Origin of the sequence: Aeromicrobium senzhongii, assembly GCF_014334735.1 — a bacterium.
GTDB lineage: Bacteria > Actinomycetota > Actinomycetes > Propionibacteriales > Nocardioidaceae > Aeromicrobium > Aeromicrobium senzhongii.
On the sequence record NZ_CP060587.1, the window covers coordinates 463,836 to 480,134 of the forward strand.

General features: G+C 67.2%; 27 protein-coding genes. All 27 read left to right on the top strand.

What is annotated here, in order from left to right; translation table 11 throughout:
• The first annotated feature begins 7 nt into the window (after positions 1-7).
• The 27 genes from H9L21_RS02310 (at position 8) to rplO (ending at position 16,261) form a co-directional block, all read left to right on the top strand.
• Positions 8-658: a maleylpyruvate isomerase family mycothiol-dependent enzyme gene (locus H9L21_RS02310; RefSeq protein WP_154595853.1), complete on the top strand. Its 651-nt coding sequence runs from the start codon at positions 8-10 to the stop codon at positions 656-658.
• A 237-nt stretch (positions 659-895) separates the two neighbouring features.
• Positions 896-1,270, top strand: coding sequence for a 30S ribosomal protein S12 (gene rpsL, locus H9L21_RS02315; RefSeq protein WP_019143662.1), 375 nt, complete (start codon positions 896-898; stop codon positions 1,268-1,270).
• Positions 1,270-1,740 (top strand): 30S ribosomal protein S7, encoded by a 471-nt coding sequence (gene rpsG / locus H9L21_RS02320; RefSeq protein WP_146825783.1) that lies wholly within the window; start codon positions 1,270-1,272, stop codon positions 1,738-1,740. Before rpsL ends, rpsG begins: the two co-directional genes overlap by 1 nt.
• Before the next feature lie 61 nt (positions 1,741-1,801).
• Complete coding sequence (gene fusA / locus H9L21_RS02325; RefSeq protein ID WP_187411722.1) at positions 1,802-3,913, top strand: elongation factor G; 2,112 nt, start codon at positions 1,802-1,804, stop codon at positions 3,911-3,913.
• A 103-nt stretch (positions 3,914-4,016) separates the two neighbouring features.
• A complete protein-coding gene (gene tuf, locus H9L21_RS02330; protein ID WP_187411723.1) occupies positions 4,017-5,210 on the top strand; it encodes an elongation factor Tu in 1,194 nt (397 codons plus the stop codon).
• A 98-nt stretch (positions 5,211-5,308) separates the two neighbouring features.
• Positions 5,309-6,217, top strand: a complete 909-nt coding sequence (locus H9L21_RS02335) for a cation diffusion facilitator family transporter (RefSeq protein ID WP_187411724.1) — start codon at positions 5,309-5,311, stop codon at positions 6,215-6,217.
• A gap of 353 nt (positions 6,218-6,570) precedes the next feature.
• Positions 6,571-6,879, top strand: a complete 309-nt coding sequence (gene rpsJ, locus H9L21_RS02340; protein ID WP_078699131.1) for a 30S ribosomal protein S10 — start codon at positions 6,571-6,573, stop codon at positions 6,877-6,879.
• Positions 6,880-6,895: 16 nt separating this feature from the next.
• Positions 6,896-7,549: a 50S ribosomal protein L3 gene (gene rplC / locus H9L21_RS02345; protein ID WP_154595852.1), complete on the top strand. Its 654-nt coding sequence runs from the start codon at positions 6,896-6,898 to the stop codon at positions 7,547-7,549.
• A gap of 5 nt (positions 7,550-7,554) precedes the next feature.
• Positions 7,555-8,529 carry a 50S ribosomal protein L4, sunset domain variant gene (rplD, locus tag H9L21_RS02350; protein WP_154595851.1) on the top strand — a complete coding sequence of 325 codons (975 nt, stop codon included), beginning with the start codon at positions 7,555-7,557 and terminating at the stop codon, positions 8,527-8,529.
• Positions 8,529-8,831, top strand: a complete 303-nt coding sequence (gene rplW, locus H9L21_RS02355; protein WP_154595850.1) for a 50S ribosomal protein L23 — start codon at positions 8,529-8,531, stop codon at positions 8,829-8,831. The genes rplD and rplW overlap by 1 nt, the downstream gene beginning before the upstream one ends.
• Positions 8,832-8,844: 13 nt before the next feature.
• The gene (gene rplB, locus H9L21_RS02360) at positions 8,845-9,672 is read left to right on the top strand and encodes a 50S ribosomal protein L2 (RefSeq protein WP_154595849.1); all 828 of its coding nucleotides are present in this window, start codon (positions 8,845-8,847) and stop codon (positions 9,670-9,672) included.
• Between the two features lie 20 nt (positions 9,673-9,692).
• Positions 9,693-9,974: a 30S ribosomal protein S19 gene (rpsS, locus tag H9L21_RS02365; RefSeq protein WP_078699126.1), complete on the top strand. Its 282-nt coding sequence runs from the start codon at positions 9,693-9,695 to the stop codon at positions 9,972-9,974.
• Positions 9,971-10,387 carry a 50S ribosomal protein L22 gene (rplV, locus tag H9L21_RS02370; protein WP_154595848.1) on the top strand — a complete coding sequence of 139 codons (417 nt, stop codon included), beginning with the start codon at positions 9,971-9,973 and terminating at the stop codon, positions 10,385-10,387. Before rpsS ends, rplV begins: the two co-directional genes overlap by 4 nt.
• 1 nt (position 10,388) lies before the next feature.
• Complete coding sequence (gene rpsC, locus H9L21_RS02375; RefSeq protein WP_154595847.1) at positions 10,389-11,195, top strand: 30S ribosomal protein S3; 807 nt, start codon at positions 10,389-10,391, stop codon at positions 11,193-11,195.
• Complete coding sequence (rplP, locus tag H9L21_RS02380) at positions 11,195-11,614, top strand: 50S ribosomal protein L16 (RefSeq protein ID WP_154595846.1); 420 nt, start codon at positions 11,195-11,197, stop codon at positions 11,612-11,614. Before rpsC ends, rplP begins: the two co-directional genes overlap by 1 nt.
• Positions 11,614-11,847, top strand: coding sequence for a 50S ribosomal protein L29 (rpmC, locus tag H9L21_RS02385; protein ID WP_154595845.1), 234 nt, complete (start codon positions 11,614-11,616; stop codon positions 11,845-11,847). The genes rplP and rpmC overlap by 1 nt, the downstream gene beginning before the upstream one ends.
• Positions 11,844-12,125 carry a 30S ribosomal protein S17 gene (rpsQ, locus tag H9L21_RS02390; RefSeq protein WP_154595844.1) on the top strand — a complete coding sequence of 94 codons (282 nt, stop codon included), beginning with the start codon at positions 11,844-11,846 and terminating at the stop codon, positions 12,123-12,125. The genes rpmC and rpsQ overlap by 4 nt, the downstream gene beginning before the upstream one ends.
• Positions 12,126-12,132: 7 nt before the next feature.
• On the top strand, positions 12,133-12,501 hold the full coding sequence (gene rplN, locus H9L21_RS02395; RefSeq protein ID WP_019143636.1) for a 50S ribosomal protein L14: 369 nt from the start codon (positions 12,133-12,135) through the stop codon (positions 12,499-12,501).
• A gap of 1 nt (position 12,502) precedes the next feature.
• Complete coding sequence (gene rplX, locus H9L21_RS02400; protein WP_154595843.1) at positions 12,503-12,814, top strand: 50S ribosomal protein L24; 312 nt, start codon at positions 12,503-12,505, stop codon at positions 12,812-12,814.
• Between the two features lies 1 nt (position 12,815).
• Positions 12,816-13,373, top strand: a complete 558-nt coding sequence (rplE, locus tag H9L21_RS02405; protein ID WP_154595842.1) for a 50S ribosomal protein L5 — start codon at positions 12,816-12,818, stop codon at positions 13,371-13,373.
• 1 nt (position 13,374) lies between these two features.
• Entirely contained in the window at positions 13,375-13,560 is a 186-nt protein-coding gene (locus H9L21_RS02410) for a type Z 30S ribosomal protein S14 (protein ID WP_154595841.1), read from the top strand.
• Positions 13,561-13,657: 97 nt separating this feature from the next.
• Positions 13,658-14,065 (top strand): 30S ribosomal protein S8, encoded by a 408-nt coding sequence (gene rpsH, locus H9L21_RS02415; RefSeq protein ID WP_154595840.1) that lies wholly within the window; start codon positions 13,658-13,660, stop codon positions 14,063-14,065.
• Positions 14,066-14,081: 16 nt separating this feature from the next.
• Entirely contained in the window at positions 14,082-14,624 is a 543-nt protein-coding gene (gene rplF / locus H9L21_RS02420) for a 50S ribosomal protein L6 (protein ID WP_154595839.1), read from the top strand.
• A gap of 3 nt (positions 14,625-14,627) precedes the next feature.
• Positions 14,628-15,011, top strand: a complete 384-nt coding sequence (gene rplR, locus H9L21_RS02425; protein WP_154595838.1) for a 50S ribosomal protein L18 — start codon at positions 14,628-14,630, stop codon at positions 15,009-15,011.
• A gap of 31 nt (positions 15,012-15,042) precedes the next feature.
• Positions 15,043-15,636 carry a 30S ribosomal protein S5 gene (rpsE, locus tag H9L21_RS02430; RefSeq protein WP_154595837.1) on the top strand — a complete coding sequence of 198 codons (594 nt, stop codon included), beginning with the start codon at positions 15,043-15,045 and terminating at the stop codon, positions 15,634-15,636.
• Positions 15,636-15,818: a 50S ribosomal protein L30 gene (rpmD, locus tag H9L21_RS02435; protein WP_146825764.1), complete on the top strand. Its 183-nt coding sequence runs from the start codon at positions 15,636-15,638 to the stop codon at positions 15,816-15,818. Before rpsE ends, rpmD begins: the two co-directional genes overlap by 1 nt.
• A 2-nt stretch (positions 15,819-15,820) precedes the next feature.
• Positions 15,821-16,261, top strand: coding sequence for a 50S ribosomal protein L15 (rplO, locus tag H9L21_RS02440; RefSeq protein ID WP_154595836.1), 441 nt, complete (start codon positions 15,821-15,823; stop codon positions 16,259-16,261).
• The last annotated feature ends 38 nt before the right edge of the window (positions 16,262-16,299 follow it).

Consider the following 16,299-nt stretch of genomic DNA (forward strand, 5'->3'; position numbering starts at 1 on the left):
CCAGAGGGTGACCGCCGCTCCGGGGTGGACGACCGCGGACCTGGTCACGCACTTGGGCGCCATCCGCCGGTGGGCCGCCGCCATCGTGCTGTCGGGACGGCGGATCGCCGATGAGCCGGCCGTGACGGCGACCGAGCCGCTCGACGAGTGGTACGCCGGGACGGCGACCGCCCTCATCGCCGCGCTCCAGGCCGTCGACCCCGATGAGCCGGTGCCCAACTTCGCGCGCATCGACGAGGTGGCGGCCTTCTGGCCCCGACGACAGCTGCACGAGACCTGCATCCACCGCGTCGACCTGCTGCAGGCGTGCGGGCGACCCGAGCACACGTGGGACGTCGACCCCGAGGTGGCCGCCGACGGCATCGCCGAGGCGATCCGGGTCTTCGGCCGGCGGATGACCGACCGCGGCCGGCGCCCCCACGTGGACGCGCCGATCCGTCTCGTCGCCACGGACCTGGACCGCACCTGGATCGTGGCCCCGGACGAGGACGACCCCCAAGCCGCGCCGCGCCTGGTGCAGCGCGAGATCGACGTCGAGGGGGAGGCCGTGGGCACGGCCACCGACCTCTACCTCGCCGTGTGGGGGAGGGCGCCTGCGTCCACCGTCGCTCCGTCGGGCGCCGCCGAGGCGTGGTTGGCCGGCCCCCGCGTGTGCTGACCGCATCCTGGCGCTGGCCCGCGAGCCGAGGCGATTTGTCCCGACGCGGCGGGCTCAGGTAAGATGGGGAGCCGTGCCCGATGTGAGTCGGCGCGACGTTCGAACGGACAAGGGCCCCTGGCCCGATGATCCGTGACCACGGCGGTCGGATACCGCCGCGGTGGAGATCGAGGAAGACCTGCGAGGCGGCATGCGCGCCCGCGATGTAACGGGAGAATTCTCCCAGGAAGAGGCATAGTGCCCACCATCAACCAGCTTGTCCGCAAGGGCCGCCAGAGCAAGGTCGTCAAGACCAACACGCCGGCCCTCAAGGGTTCGCCCCAGCGGCGCGGCGTGTGCACCCGCGTGTACACCACGACCCCGAAGAAGCCGAACTCCGCGCTGCGCAAGGTCGCCCGCGTCCGGCTCTCCAGTGGCACCGAGGTGACCGCCTACATCCCCGGCGAGGGCCACAACCTGCAGGAGCACTCGATCGTGCTCGTTCGCGGTGGTCGTGTGAAGGACCTCCCCGGTGTTCGCTACAAGATCATTCGCGGCTCGCTCGACACCCAGGGTGTCAAGGGCCGCAAGCAGGCTCGCAGCCGTTACGGCGCGAAGAAGGAGAAGAGCTGATGCCTCGTAAGGGTCCCGCTCCGAAGCGTCCGATCGAGACTGATCCGGTCTACGGCAGCCAGCTGGTCACCCAGCTGATCAACAAGGTTCTGTTCGACGGCAAGAAGCAGGTCGCGCAGCGCATCGTCTACACCGCCCTCGAGGGCACGCGTGAGAAGTCCGGCACCGATCCGGTCATCACGCTCAAGCGCGCGCTCGACAACGTCAAGCCCGCCCTGGAGGTCAAGAGCCGCCGTGTCGGTGGCGCCACCTACCAGGTGCCGGTCGACGTCCGTCCGAACCGTCAGACCACCCTCGCGCTGCGCTGGCTCGTCAAGTACAGCTCCGAGCGTCGCGAGAAGACCATGGCCGAGCGCCTCATGAACGAGCTGCTCGACGCCAGCAACGGTCTCGGTGCCAGCGTGAAGAAGCGCGAGGACACCCACAAGATGGCCGAAGCCAACAAGGCGTTCGCCCACTACCGCTGGTGATCCTGGGCGCAACGTCGTTGCGCTCTCCCACCGAACCACTTCTGTAAAGGCTGATCCACACGTGGCAACCGACATCACCACCGACCTGACCAAGGTCCGCAACATCGGCATCATGGCGCACATCGATGCCGGTAAGACCACCACCACCGAGCGCATCCTGTTCTACACCGGCATCACCTACAAGATCGGTGAGGTCCACGAGGGCGGCGCCACGATGGACTGGATGGAGCAGGAGCAGGAGCGCGGCATCACGATCACGTCGGCCGCGACGACCTGCTGGTGGAACAAGCACCAGATCAACATCATCGACACCCCCGGTCACGTCGACTTCACCGTCGAGGTCGAGCGCTCGCTGCGCGTCCTCGACGGCGCCGTCGCCGTGTTCGACGGTGTCGCCGGTGTCGAGCCGCAGTCCGAGACGGTCTGGCGTCAGGCCGACAAGTACGGCGTCCCGCGCATGTGCTTCGTCAACAAGCTCGACCGCACGGGCGCCTCGTTCGACTTCTGCGTCAAGACGATCCGTGAGCGCCTCGGCGCCACGGCCCTCGTCCTGCAGATGCCGATCGGCGCCGAGTCCGACTTCCTGGGTGTCGTCGACCTGATCGGCATGCGTGCCCTGACGTGGCGCGGCGAGACGACGATCGGCGAGGACTACGCCGTCGAGGAGATCCCGGCCGACATGGTCGCCGCCGCCGAGGAGGCCCGCGAGGCCATGCTCGAGACGCTGGCTGACGTCGACGACGATTTCGCCGAGCTGTTCCTCGAGGGTGCCGACATCTCCGTCGACGTGCTCAAGGCCGCCATCCGGCGCGCGACGCTGGCTGCCAAGCTCAACCCGGTGCTCTGCGGTACCGCGTTCAAGAACAAGGGCATCCAGCCCCTGCTCGACGCGGTCGTCGACTTCCTGCCCAGCCCGATCGACGTCGGCGACATCGTCGGCCTCGACCCGAAGGACGAGACGAAGACCGACACGCGTGCGCCGTCGGACGACGCTCCGTTCTCGGGCCTGGCGTTCAAGATCGCCACGGACCCGCACCTGGGCAAGCTGACCTTCGTGCGTGTCTACTCCGGTCGCCTCGAGGCGGGCACGCAGGTGCTCAACGTCACGAAGGGCCGCAAGGAGCGGGTCGGCAAGGTCTACCAGATGCACGCCAACAAGCGTGAGGAGATCGCGTCGGTCGGCGCCGGCCAGATCGTGGCCGTCATGGGCCTCAAGGACACCACCACCGGTGAGACGCTCGCTGACGCGGCCCACCCGATCGTGCTCGAGTCGATGACCTTCCCGGATCCGGTGATCCAGGTCGCGATCGAGCCGAAGACCAAGAGCGACCAGGAGAAGCTGGGCGTCGCCATCCAGAAGCTCGCCGAGGAGGACCCGACGTTCCAGGTCCACACGGACGAGGAGACGGGTCAGACGATCATCGCCGGCATGGGCGAGCTTCACCTCGACATCCTCGTCGACCGCATGAAGCGCGAGTTCAAGGTCGAGGCGAACGTCGGCAAGCCGCAGGTCGCCTACCGCGAGACCATCCGTGGCACGGTCACCGGTCACAGCTACACGCACAAGAAGCAGACCGGTGGTTCGGGTCAGTTCGCGAAGGTCGTCATCGGGCTCGCGCCCAATGGCCCCGACGCCGGTGGCGAGGGTGGCTACGAGTTCGTCAACGAGGTCACGGGTGGTCGCGTCCCGCGCGAGTACATCCCCTCGGTCGACGCCGGTGGCCAGGCCGCCATGGAGTTCGGCGTGCTCGCCGGATACCCGATGGTCGACGTCAAGTTCACCCTCGAGGACGGCGCCTACCACGACGTCGACTCCAGCGAGCTCGCGTTCAAGCTGGCCGGCAACCAGGCCTTCAAGGAGGCCGCTCGCAAGGCGAACCCGGTTCTCCTCGAGCCGATGTTCGCCGTCGAGGTCACGACGCCCGAGGACTACATGGGCGACGTGATCGGCGACCTCAACTCCCGACGTGGACAGGTTCAGTCCATGGAGGAGGGCTACGGCGGCGCCAAGATGATCAAGGCGCTCGTGCCGTTGTCCGAGATGTTCGGTTACGTGGGCGATCTGCGGTCGAAGACCTCAGGCCGCGCGTCGTACTCGATGCAGTTCGACTCCTACGCCGAGGTCCCCAAGGCCGTGGCCGAAGAGATCATCAAGAAGGCCCGCGGCGAATGAGCTTCGGACCCATCGCGTAGGGTTGCCAGAGGTTCGCTCCGACGCGTTCCACACGGCGTTTCAGTCAACAAGATCTAGATACACCAAAACCAGGAGGGCCCCAGTGGCTAAGGCGAAGTTCGAGCGGACCAAGCCGCACATGAACATCGGCACCATCGGTCACATCGACCATGGCAAGACGACGCTGACCGCGGCGATCACCAAGGTGCTGCACGACAAGTACCCCGATCTGAACGAGGCCTCGGCCTTCGATCAGATCGACAAGGCTCCGGAGGAGCGTCAGCGCGGCATCACGATCTCGATCTCGCACGTCGAGTACCAGACCGAGAACCGTCACTACGCGCACGTCGACTGCCCCGGCCACGCCGACTACGTCAAGAACATGATCACCGGCGCGGCTCAGATGGACGGCGCGATCCTCGTGGTCGCCGCCACCGACGGCCCGATGCCGCAGACGCGTGAGCACGTGCTGCTCGCCCGCCAGGTCGGCGTGCCGGCCATGGTCGTGGCGCTCAACAAGTGCGACATGGTCGACGACGAGGAGATCCTGGAGCTCGTCGAGCTCGAGGTTCGCGAGCTGCTCAACGAGCAGGACTTCGACGGTGACAACGTTCCCGTCGTCAAGGTTGCGGCCCACCCGGCCCTGACCGGCGACGAGAAGTGGGCCGAGTCGATCCTCGAGCTCATGAACGCGGTCGACGAGTACATCCCGCTGCCCCCGCGTGAGACGGACAAGCCGTTCCTCATGCCGGTCGAGGACGTCTTCACGATCACCGGTCGTGGCACCGTCATCACGGGTCGTATCGAGCGCGGCATCGTCAAGGTGAACGACACGGTCGACATCGTGGGCATCCGCGAGGACAAGCAGACGACGACCGTCACGGGCATCGAGATGTTCCGCAAGCTGCTCGACGAGGGCCAGGCCGGCGAGAACGTGGGCCTGCTGCTGCGTGGCACGAAGCGTGAGGACGTCGAGCGCGGCATGGTCGTGATCGCTCCCGGTTCGACCACCCCGCACACGGAGTTCGATGGTCAGGTCTACATCCTGTCCAAGGAGGAGGGTGGCCGTCACACGCCGTTCTTCAACAACTACCGTCCGCAGTTCTACTTCCGCACCACGGACGTCACCGGCGTCGTCACGCTGCCCGAGGGCACCGAGATGGTCATGCCCGGCGACAACACCGAGATGTCGGTCGTGCTGATCCAGCCGATCGCCATGGAGGAGGGCCTGCGCTTCGCCATCCGCGAGGGCGGCCGTACCGTCGGCGCCGGCCGTGTCACCAAGATCCACAAGTGATCTGATCTGACACGCACTGCGTGAGGAACCCCCGAGGCTTCGGCCTCGGGGGTTCTTTCTTTTTCCGGCGCCGCCGCGCCGCCCGGTAGCCTCGCGGTGTGGGCCATGATCACGCGCACGGCGCCGGAGTGAAGCACCGAGGACGCCTCGGACTCGTCCTGGCGCTCACACTCTCGGTCCTCGTCCTGCAGGTGGTCGTGGGCCTCGTGACCGGCTCGCTGGCGTTGCTCGCCGACGCCGGCCACCTGCTCAGCGACTCGTTCGGCCTGGTCCTCGCGCTGGCGGCCATCGCGGTGGCCCAGCGACCCGCGGGGGCGCGCAGCACCTACGGCTTCCATCGCACGGAGGTGCTGGCCGCCGGACTCAACGCCCTGATCCTGATCGGTCTGTGTGTCGCCATCGTGATCGGCGCCGTGCGACGGCTCGAGGATCCGCCCGCGATCGAGGGCGGCTGGGTCCTCGCCGCCGGCGTCGTCGGCCTGGTCGTCAACGTGGTCGGGCTGCTCGTGCTGCGCTCCGGCGCCCAAGAGAGCCTGAACGTGCGGGGCGCCTACCTGGAGGTCATGGGCGACACCCTGGGCTCCGTGGCGGTCATCGGGTCGGCCGTCGTCATCCTCGCGACGGGCTGGTACCCGGCGGACCCGCTCGCGTCCCTGCTGATCGCCGCACTCATCGTGCCCCGTGCCGTCTCGCTGCTGCGTGACGTCGCCGAGGTCCTGCTCGAGGCCAGCCCGCGCGATGTCGACCTCGACGCCGTGCGGAACCACATCCTCGGCGTCCGCGGTGTCGTGGACGTCCACGACCTCCACGTCTGGACCATCACCAGCGGGATGCCGGTGATGAGCGCCCACGTCGTCGTCGACGAGAGCGTGGTCGACATGGGCGACGCCCACGCGGTGCTCGACCAGCTCGGCGAGTGCCTCAGCGGTCATTTCGACGTGGCCCACTCGACCTTCCAGCTGGAGCCGGCGGGCCACCTCGAGAACGAGAGTCACCGCCACCGGTAGGTCACCGTCCCGGGGCGGGTGTGACGAGGCCGACGACGTTCCACAGGCCCCGATTTGGAAACTCCGGGAGATGTCTGTCAGAATGGTCAGGTTGCCCCGGCATGTTCGCGGTGGCTCCTGCGGTTGGGAACTCACGCCCAGCTCAACGCACGAGCCGAACCCGAGTCCATGTTGTCCGGCCAGCCGCACCGCATCGCGGGGCGGAGCCGGTCCAACCACCTAACTCGAGAAGTGTGTGTTCCTCTGTGCCCCGCAGGCACCGCGACACGCCCGACCTCGGGGAACGGAGACGGGGGCATGCCTACCCCGAACCCGGGGGCTGGCGAAGACGAACGTAAAGGACGAGCGAGAGCATGGCGGGACAAAAGATCCGTATCCGGCTCAAGGCCTACGACCACGAGGTCATTGACTCCTCGGCGAAGAAGATCGTCGACACCGTGACCCGGACCGGCGCCAAGGTCGCCGGCCCCGTGCCGCTTCCGACGGAGAAGAACGTGTACTGCGTCATCCGTTCGCCGCACAAGTACAAGGACAGCCGCGAGCACTTCGAGATGCGCACCCACAAGCGGCTCATCGACATCATCGACCCGACGCCCAAGACCGTCGACTCGCTCATGCGACTCGACCTGCCGGCCGGCGTCGACATCGAGATCAAGCTCTGAGGGAGGGACGCACACCATGAGCAGCAGCACACTCACCGCGCGCGGCCTTCTCGGCCGCAAGCTCGGGATGACGCAGGTCTGGGACGAGAACAACCGGGTCGTCCCGGTGACCGTCCTCGAGGCCTCCACGAACATCGTCACCCAGATCCGGACGCGCGAGACCGATGGCTACAGCGCCATCCAGCTCGGCTACGGCGAGGTCGACGGACGCAAGCTGAACAAGCCCCAGGCGGGCCACTTCGCGAAGGCCGGCGTCACGCCGCGCCGCCACATCGTGGAGATCCGCACGGAGGCCGTCGCCGACTACACCCTCGGCCAGGAGATCTCGCCCGAGATCTTCGCCGCCGGTGACAAGGTCGACGTGACCGCCACCAGCAAGGGCAAGGGCTTCGCCGGCGTCATGAAGCGTCACGGCTTCGCCGGCGTCTCCGCCTCGCACGGCGCGCACCGCAACCACCGCAAGCCCGGCTCGATCGGTGGCTGCGCCACCCCGGGCCGTGTCTTCAAGGGTCTGCGCATGGCGGGCCACATGGGCACGGACACCGTGACCACCCAGAACCTCACCGTCCACGCGGTCGACACCGAGCGGGGCCTCATCCTGGTCAAGGGCGCTGTGCCCGGGGCCAAGGGCGCTCTCGTCGTCATCCGCTCCGCTGCGAAGGGAGCCTGACCGACATGGCACAGACCATCGACGTCGACCTGCCCGTCGACATCTTCGACGCCCGCGTCAGCATTCCGTTGATGCACCAGGTCGTCACCGCACAGCTCGCCGCCGCCCGTCAGGGCACGCACGACGTCAAGTCGCGCGGCGAGGTCCGTGGTGGCGGCAAGAAGCCGTACCGCCAGAAGGGCACCGGCCGCGCCCGTCAGGGCTCGATCCGCGCGCCCCAGTACAACGGTGGTGGCGTCGTTCACGGCCCCACGCCGCGTTCGTACGACCAGCGCACGCCCAAGAAGATGAAGGCCGCCGCCCTGCGCGGTGCCCTCACCGACCGGGCCCGCAGTGGCCGTCTGCACGTCGTCGAGTCCTTCGTGACCGGTGACGCGCCGTCGACCAAGGCAGCGCTCGCCGTGGTGCGCGACCTCACGATCCGTCCCCGCGTGCTCGTGGTCCTGGACCGCGACGACGCCGTGACGGCCAAGAGCCTGCGCAACGCCGAGCTGATCGCCACGATCACCTTCGACCAGCTCAACACGTACGACGTGCTGCTGGCCGACGACGTGGTGTTCACCAAGGCCGCGTTCGACGCCTTCGTGGCGGCGCGCTCGGCTGAGGGTGTCGACACGGTCAAGCTGAGCCAGGCGGTCGTCGAGTCCGACGCCCCCGCGGCCAAGCCGGCCAAGAAGACGGCCAAGAAGGTCGCGGCCCAGGCCGAGACCGCCCCGGTCGAGACCGCCCCGGCGGACGAGCCCAAGGCCGGCGCCACGAAGACCCAGCCGTACGGCCCGGGTTCGAAGGCGCCGCTCGCCAGCGGCAACGCGCCCAAGGGTCACGAGATCAAGGGCAACGAGAACTCGAAGAAGTACCACACGCCTGACAGCCAGTGGTACGACCAGACGGTCGCCGAGGTCTGGTTCGACTCCGTCGAGAGCGCCGAGGCCGCTGGCTTCGCTCCCGCCGGTGGCGCCGAGGCCCAGGAGGAGAACTGATGACCAACCACGGAACCTTCGCCCGGGACGTCCTGATCGCCCCGGTCGTCAGCGAGAAGAGCTACGGCCTCCTCGACGACAACAAGTACACGTTCCTGGTCCACCCGGACGCCAACAAGACCCAGATCAAGATCGCCGTCGAGGAGATCTTCGGGGTCAAGGTCACCGGTGTGAACACGATCAACCGCAAGGGCAAGGCCCGTCGCACTCGCAACGGTGTCGGCAAGCGCAAGGACACCAAGCGCGCCGTCGTCAGCGTGGTCGCCGGCCAGAGCATCGACATCTTCTCGAGCCCGAGCTGAAGGACTGACTGACATGGCTATTCGCAAGTACAAGCCCACCACCCCGGGCCGTCGCGGCTCGAGCGTGGCGGACTTCGCCGAGATCACCCGCACCACGCCCGAGAAGTCGCTGGTCGAGCCGCTGCCCAAGAAGGGCGGCCGCAACAACCAGGGCCGGATCACCACCCGTCACCAGGGTGGCGGCCACAAGCGCGCCTACCGCGTGATCGACTTCAAGCGTTACGACAAGGACGGCGTGCCGGCCAAGGTCGCTCACATCGAGTACGACCCCAACCGCACCGCCCGTATCGCGCTGCTGCACTACGCCGACGGCGAGAAGCGCTACATCATCGCGCCCGAGGGCCTGAAGCAGGGCATGGCCGTCGAGGCCGGTGCCGGTGCTGACATCAAGCCCGGCAACAACCTGCCGCTGCGCAACATCCCGGTCGGCACCACGATCCACGCGATCGAGCTGCGTCCGGGCGGCGGCGCCAAGATGGGCCGCTCGGCCGGCGCCAAGGTGCAGCTCGTCGCCAAGGAGGGCTCGAAGGCGCAGTTGCGTCTGCCCTCCGGCGAGATGCGCTACGTCGACGTGCGTTGCCGCGCCTCCATCGGTGAGGTGGGCAACTCCGAGCAGTCGAACATCAACTGGGGCAAGGCCGGCCGCAACCGTTGGAAGGGCAAGCGCCCGTCCGTCCGTGGTGTCGCCATGAACCCGATCGACCACCCGCACGGTGGCGGTGAGGGCAAGACCTCCGGTGGCCGTCACCCGGTCAGCCCGTGGGGCAAGCCCGAGGGCCGTACGCGTAAGCGCAAGGCCAGCGACCAGATGATCGTCCGCCGTCGCAAGAGCGGCCGCTGAGAGAGGACCTGGAGAAAAAGATGCCTCGTAGTTTGAAGAAGGGTCCCTTCGTTGACGGCCACCTTGAGAAGAAGGTGGACGCCCAGAACGCAGCCGAGACCCACAACGTGATCAAGACGTGGTCGCGCCGCTCGATGATCCTGCCGTCCTTCATCGGACACACGATCGCCGTGCACGACGGCCGCAAGCACGTTCCCGTGTTCATCACCGACTCGATGGTCGGCCACAAGCTGGGGGAGTTCGCTCCCACCCGCACGTTCAAGGGCCACGAGAAGGACGACCGGAAGGCGAAGCGCCGATGAGTGCCACTACCCGCGACAACGTGAGCGAGCGCCGCGCGCGCCTGCTCGGCGACCGTCCCGGAGCCTTCGCCGTGGCGCGCTACGTGCGTGTCACCGCGCAGAAGTCCCGCCGTGTCGCCGACCTGATCCGCGGCTCGCGCGTCGAGGATGCCCTGACCATGCTGAAGTTCCAGCCGCAGGCTGTGGCCGAGAACTTCTACAAGCTGGTCGATTCGGCAGCCGCGAACGCCGAGACCACCGAGGGTCTGGATCGTTCGACCCTGGTCATCACCACGGTGATGGTCGACGAGGGTCCGACGATGAAGCGCTGGCGCCCCCGCGCCAAGGGTGCGGCCAACCGCATCCTCAAGCGCACGAGCCACCTGACGGTGGTCGTCGAACCCGCAACCGATGAGAAGAAGGGTGGCAACTGACATGGGTCAGAAGATCAACCCGCACGGTTTCCGCCTGGGCATCTCCACGGATCACAAGAGCCGTTGGTACGCCGACAAGCTGTACTCCAGCTACGTCGGTGAGGACGTCAAGATCCGTCGCCTGCTGACCAAGGGCATGGACCGCGCCGGCATCAGCCGCGTCGAGATCGAGCGCACCCGCGATCGGGTCCGTGTGGACATCCACACGGCTCGTCCGGGCATCGTGATCGGCCGTCGTGGCGCCGAGGCCGACCGCATCCGCGGCGACCTCGAGAAGCTGACCGGCAAGCAGGTCCAGCTGAACATCCTCGAGGTCAAGCAGCCCGAGATGGACGCGCAGCTCGTCGCGCAGGGCGTGGCCGAGCAGCTCTCCGGTCGTGTGCAGTTCCGCCGTGCCATGCGCAAGGCGATGCAGACGACGATGCGCTCCGGTGCCAAGGGCATCCGGATCCAGTGCTCGGGTCGTCTCGGCGGCGCCGAGATGAGCCGCTCGGAGTTCTACCGCGAGGGTCGCGTCCCGCTGCACACGCTGCGCGCCGACGTCGACTACGGCTTCTACGAGGCCAAGACGACCTTCGGCCGCATCGGCGTGAAGGTCTGGATCTACAAGGGCGAGGTCGCCGGTACCCGGGCCGAGCGCGAGGCCGAAGCGGCCCGTCGCGCTGCTGCTCCCGGCAGCCGTCGTCCCGGTCGTGGAGAGCGTGGCGGCCGCCGCCCCGCTCGTGACGCCGCTCCCGCTGCCGCGCCGGCTGCCGCCGAGGCGGCTCCCGCGGCCGCTCCTGCGGCCACCGAAGGAGTTGAGTCCTGATGTTGATGCCCCGTCGCGTCAAGTACCGCAAGCAGCACCACCCCAAGCGGCGTGGCATGGCCAAGGGAGGCACGGAGCTCGCTTTCGGCGACTTCGGCATCCAGGCCGTCGAGGGTCACTACGTGACCAACCGTCAGATCGAGTCCGCTCGTATCGCCATGACCCGTCACATCAAGCGTGGCGGCAAGGTCTGGATCAACATCTACCCGGACCGCCCGCTGACCAAGAAGCCCGCCGAGACCCGCATGGGTTCCGGTAAGGGCTCGCCCGAGTGGTGGGTCGCCAACGTCAAGCCCGGTCGCGTGATGTTCGAGCTCTCGGGCGTCACCGAGGAGGTCGCCCGTGAGGCGATGCGCCGCGCGATTCACAAACTGCCGATGAAGGCCCGCTTCATCACCCGCGAGACAGGAGACCTGTGATGGCAAGCAACGCCGCAGAACTCCGCGACCTCACCGCCGATGACCTGGCCGCGAAGCTGAAGGAGGCCAAGGAGGAGCTGTTCAACCTGCGCTTCCAGAACGCCACCGGTCAGCTCGACAACACCGCGCGTCTGCGCACGGTGCGCAAGGACATCGCGCGCATCTACACGGTCATCCGTGAGCGCGAGCTCGGCATCATCGAGCCGCTGCCGAATGAGGGGGCGAAGGCATGAGCACGAAGGACAACGAAGTGAGCAACGAGCGCGCCGCACGTAAGATCCGCGAGGGTCTGGTCGTCAGCGACAAGATGGACAAGACCGTCGTCGTCAGCATCGAGGAGCGCTTCAAGCACCCTCTGTACGGCAAGGTCCTGCGCCGCAACATCAAGCTGAAGGCTCACGACGAGGCCAACGAGGCCGGCATCGGCGACCGCGTGCTCCTGTCGGAGACGCGTCCGCTGTCGGCCACCAAGCGTTGGCGCATCGTCGAGATCCTCGAGAAGGCGAAGTGAGAGACAGATGATTCAGCAGGAGTCGCGACTCAAGGTCGCCGACAACACGGGTGCCAAGGAGATCCTCTGCATCCGCGTTCTCGGTGGCTCCGGTCGTCGCTACGCCGGTATCGGCGACACGATCGTCGCCACCGTCAAGGATGCGATCCCCGGAGGCAACGTCAAGAAGGGCGATGTCGTCAAGGCGGTCATCGTGCGCACCGTCAAGGAGCGCCGCCGTCCCGACGGTTCGTACATCAAGTTCGACGAGAACGCCGCCGTGATCCTCAAGGCTGACGGCGACCCGCGTGGAACCCGCATCTTCGGCCCCGTGGGCCGCGAGCTGCGCGACAAGAAGTTCATGCGCATCATCTCGCTCGCTCCGGAGGTGCTCTGAGATGGCTCGAATTCGCAAGGGTGACCAGGTCAAGGTCATCGCTGGTAAGGACAAGGGCGTCGAGGGCAAGATCATCGCCGTCCTGGAGAACGACCGCGTGATCGTGGAAGGCGTCAACCGGGTGCAGAAGCACACGCGCGCCGGACAGGCCGGAGCCGAGGGCGGCATCATCACCGCCGAGGCTGCGATCCACGTCTCGAACATCATGCTCGTCGTCGACGCCGACGGTGAGAAGACCACCACCAAGGTCGGCTCTGGCGTCATCGACGGCAAGAAGACCCGTATCAGCCGCAAGACCGGAAAGGAGATCTGAGATGGCCACCACCACCGGTCCCCGCCTCAAGGCGAAGTACCGCGAGGAGATCGTCGCCGCGCTGCGCGAGCAGTTCGACTACGACAACGTCATGCAGGTCCCCGGCCTGACCAAGATCGTCGTCAACATGGGCGTCGGTGAGGCGGCCCGCGACGGCAAGCTCATCGAGGGTGCCATCAAGGACCTCACGGCCATCACCGGCCAGAAGCCCCAGGTCACCCGGGCCCGCAAGTCGATCGCCCAGTTCAAGCTGCGTGAGGGCATGCCGATCGGCACGCACGTCACGCTGCGTGGCGACCGCATGTGGGAGTTCCTCGACCGTCTCCTGACGCTCGCGCTGCCCCGTATCCGCGACTTCCGTGGGCTCTCGCCCAAGCAGTTCGACGGCCGTGGCAACTACACGTTCGGTCTGACCGAGCAGGTCATGTTCCACGAGATCGATCAGGACAAGATCGATCGCAGCCGGGGCATGGACATCACGGTCGTCACGACGGCCACCAACGACGACGAAGGCCGCGCGCTGCTCAAGCTGCTCGGCTTCCCGTACAAGGAGAACTGACATGGCGAAGACCGGTCTGAAGGTCAAGCAGGCTCGCACGCCGAAGTTCGGCGTTCGCGGCTACACGCGCTGCCAGCGCTGCGGCCGTCCCCGCTCCGTCTACCGCAAGTTCGGCCTGTGCCGTATCTGCCTGCGGGAGATGGCGCACCGCGGCGAGCTGCCCGGCGTGACCAAGAGCTCCTGGTAATCACCACCACCCAACCGCAGCAGGTCCCCTCCCACCCGCAGGCCCCGGCCGGCGAGCACGAGACGGAAACCGCAGCGAGAAACGGAACACCACTGTTATGACGATGACCGATCCGATCGCGGACATGCTGACGCGTGTCCGCAACGGCAACCAGGCGTACCACGATGCCGTGACGATGCCGCACTCCAAGCTCAAGGAGGGCGTCGCCGCCATCCTGAAGCAGGAGGGCTACATCACCGATTACGCCGTGGCCGACGCCCCCGAGGGTGAGGTCGGCAAGACGCTGACCATCACGCTCAAGTACGGACCGCACCGCGAGCGCTCGATCGCCGGCATCCGCCGCATCAGCAAGCCGGGCCTGCGTGTCTACGCCAAGTCCAACAACCTTCCGAAGGTCCTCGGCGGCCTGGGCGTGGCGATCATCTCCACGAGCCAGGGTCTGCAGACCGACCGTCAGGCCAACAACAACGGAGTGGGTGGGGAAGTCCTCGCCTACGTCTGGTGACGAGAGGAGACTGAACATGTCGCGCATCGGCAAGCTCCCCGTCGCCGTACCTTCCGGCGTCGAGGTCAACATCGACGGACAGACCGTCACCGTCAAGGGCCCCAAGGGCCAGCTCTCGCACACTGTCGCGGAGCCGATCACCGTTCGCAAGGACGATGACGGCGCCCTGTCGGTCGAGCGTCCGAACGACGAGCGTCGCAGCAAGGCCCTTCACGGCCTGTCGCGCACGCTGGTCAACAACATGGTCATCGGTGTCACCGAGGGCTACGAGAAGAAGCTCGAGATCGTGGGTGTCGGTTACCGCGTGCTCCCCAAGGGCCCGTCGGAGATCGAGCTCAACCTCGGCTTCAGCCACCCGGTGCCGTTCACGGCACCCGAGGGCATCACGTTCACCGTCGAGGGTCCGACCAAGCTGACCGTCTCGGGCATCGACAAGCAGGCCGTGGGCGAGGTCGCCGCCAACATCCGCAAGATCCGCAAGCCGGAGCCGTACAAGGGCAAGGGCGTTCGGTACGCGGGAGAGCGCATCCTGCGCAAGGCCGGAAAGGCTGGTAAGTAAGCCATGGCAATCTCGATCAAGCACGCCAAGCACACCGCAGGTCGGGTCGCGTCGCGTCAGCGTCGCCAGATCCGCGGTCGTAAGAAGATCCAGGGTTCGGCCGAGCGTCCTCGTCTGGTCGTCACCCGCTCGAGCAAGCACATCGTCGCCCAGGTCGTCAACGACCTGGAGGGCCACACGCTGGCCTCGGCTTCCACCATGGAGTCGGACCTGCGCTCGTTCGACGGCGACAAGACGGCCAAGGCGAAGAAGGTCGGCGAGCTGCTCGCCGAGCGCGCCAAGGCCGCCGGCATCGACGCGGTGGTCTTCGACCGCGCCGGCAACAAGTACGCCGGTCGCGTCGCCGCGCTGGCTGACGGCGCCCGCGAGAACGGGCTGGATTTCTGATGACCATCACGACGAACAAGGGGAGTGCCGCATGAGCACGCGCCGACAGGGTGGCGAGCGTCGCGGAGGCCGCGGCGACCGCAACGCCGACAAGTCCAATTACATCGAGAAGGTCGTCACGATCAACCGTGTGGCCAAGGTCGTCAAGGGCGGCCGGCGCTTCAGCTTCACCGCGCTGGTGATCGTCGGTGACGGCGACGGCCAGGTCGGTATCGGCTACGGCAAGGCCAAGGAAGTCCCGACGGCCATCGCCAAGGGTGTCGAGGAGGCGAAGAAGTCCTTCTTCCGCGTCCCGCGCATCCAGGGCACCATCCCGCACCCCGTGCAGGGTGAGAAGGCCGCCGGTGTCGTCTTCCTGCGCCCCGCGTCCCCCGGTACCGGCGTCATCGCCGGTGGTCCGGTCCGCGCCGTGCTGGAGGCCGCTGGCATCCACGACGTCCTGAGCAAGTCGCTCGGTTCCTCCAACGCGATCAACATCGTCCACGCGACGGTCGAGGCTCTGCGTCTGCTGGAGTCGCCCGAGGACGTGGCTCAGCGCCGCGGCCTGACCGTCGAGGAAGTTGCTCCTGCGGCCCTCATCCGGGCCGGCAAGGTCAAGTACGGAGAAACGGAGGCGACCGTCTGATGGGCAAGATCGAAGTGACCCAGATCCGGTCCGCGATCGGCCGTGAGTCGAACCAGCGCAACACGCTGCGTTCGCTCGGGCTCAAGCGCATCGGCGACGTCAAGGTCGTCGAGGACCGTCCCGAAATCCGCGGCATGGTCAACACCATCCCGCACCTTCTCTCCGTGAAGGAGGTGGACTGATCATGGCGATCAAGCTGCATCACCTGCGCCCGGCCCCGGGCGCCAAGAAGGCCAAGACCCGCGTGGGTCGTGGTGAGGGCTCCAAGGGCAAGACCGCTGGTCGTGGCACCAAGGGCACCAAGGCCCGTTACCAGGTGTCCGCCAGCTTCGAGGGTGGCCAGGTCCCGCTCCACATGCGCCTGCCGAAGCTCAAGGGCTTCACCAACCCGTTCCGGGTCGAGTACCAGGTCGTCAACGTGGGCCGTATCGGCGAGCTCTTCGCCGATGGCGGTGCCGTCGACGTGCCGTCCCTCATCGAGAAGGGCGCCGTCCGCAAGGGCAAGCCCGTCAAGGTGCTCGGCGGAGGCGACATCGACGTCGCGGTCCAGGTGACCGTCGACAAGGTGTCGGCCTCGGCCAAGTCCAAGATCGAGGCCGCCGGCGGCTCGGTCACCGCGTCCTGACGCGGTAGTTCGGTAGTCGGAAGCGAACGTCGGGCGGG

Bases quoted from the DNA above. Each gene is read 5' to 3' on its own strand.
- rplO (WP_154595836.1), top strand. From the start codon at position 15,821: ATGGCGATCAAGCTGCATCACCTGCGCCCGGCCCCGGGCGCCAAGAAG.
- rpsJ (WP_078699131.1), top strand. From the start codon at position 6,571: ATGGCGGGACAAAAGATCCGTATCCGGCTCAAGGCCTACGACCACGAG.
- rplP (WP_154595846.1), top strand. From the start codon at position 11,195: ATGTTGATGCCCCGTCGCGTCAAGTACCGCAAGCAGCACCACCCCAAG.
- rplE (WP_154595842.1), top strand. From the start codon at position 12,816: ATGGCCACCACCACCGGTCCCCGCCTCAAGGCGAAGTACCGCGAGGAG.
- rpmC (WP_154595845.1), top strand. From the start codon at position 11,614: ATGGCAAGCAACGCCGCAGAACTCCGCGACCTCACCGCCGATGACCTG.
- rpsS (WP_078699126.1), top strand. From the start codon at position 9,693: ATGCCTCGTAGTTTGAAGAAGGGTCCCTTCGTTGACGGCCACCTTGAG.
- rpsC (WP_154595847.1), top strand. From the start codon at position 10,389: ATGGGTCAGAAGATCAACCCGCACGGTTTCCGCCTGGGCATCTCCACG.
- rplW (WP_154595850.1), top strand. From the start codon at position 8,529: ATGACCAACCACGGAACCTTCGCCCGGGACGTCCTGATCGCCCCGGTC.
- rpsQ (WP_154595844.1), top strand. From the start codon at position 11,844: ATGAGCACGAAGGACAACGAAGTGAGCAACGAGCGCGCCGCACGTAAG.
- rplB (WP_154595849.1), top strand. From the start codon at position 8,845: ATGGCTATTCGCAAGTACAAGCCCACCACCCCGGGCCGTCGCGGCTCG.
- rpsE (WP_154595837.1), top strand. From the start codon at position 15,043: ATGAGCACGCGCCGACAGGGTGGCGAGCGTCGCGGAGGCCGCGGCGAC.
- rplC (WP_154595852.1), top strand. From the start codon at position 6,896: ATGAGCAGCAGCACACTCACCGCGCGCGGCCTTCTCGGCCGCAAGCTC.
- rplN (WP_019143636.1), top strand. From the start codon at position 12,133: ATGATTCAGCAGGAGTCGCGACTCAAGGTCGCCGACAACACGGGTGCC.
- rpmD (WP_146825764.1), top strand. From the start codon at position 15,636: ATGGGCAAGATCGAAGTGACCCAGATCCGGTCCGCGATCGGCCGTGAG.
- rplV (WP_154595848.1), top strand. From the start codon at position 9,971: ATGAGTGCCACTACCCGCGACAACGTGAGCGAGCGCCGCGCGCGCCTG.
- H9L21_RS02410 (WP_154595841.1), top strand. From the start codon at position 13,375: ATGGCGAAGACCGGTCTGAAGGTCAAGCAGGCTCGCACGCCGAAGTTC.
- rplD (WP_154595851.1), top strand. From the start codon at position 7,555: ATGGCACAGACCATCGACGTCGACCTGCCCGTCGACATCTTCGACGCC.
- rpsG (WP_146825783.1), top strand. From the start codon at position 1,270: ATGCCTCGTAAGGGTCCCGCTCCGAAGCGTCCGATCGAGACTGATCCG.
- rplX (WP_154595843.1), top strand. From the start codon at position 12,503: ATGGCTCGAATTCGCAAGGGTGACCAGGTCAAGGTCATCGCTGGTAAG.
- rplF (WP_154595839.1), top strand. From the start codon at position 14,082: ATGTCGCGCATCGGCAAGCTCCCCGTCGCCGTACCTTCCGGCGTCGAG.
- rplR (WP_154595838.1), top strand. From the start codon at position 14,628: ATGGCAATCTCGATCAAGCACGCCAAGCACACCGCAGGTCGGGTCGCG.
- rpsH (WP_154595840.1), top strand. From the start codon at position 13,658: ATGACGATGACCGATCCGATCGCGGACATGCTGACGCGTGTCCGCAAC.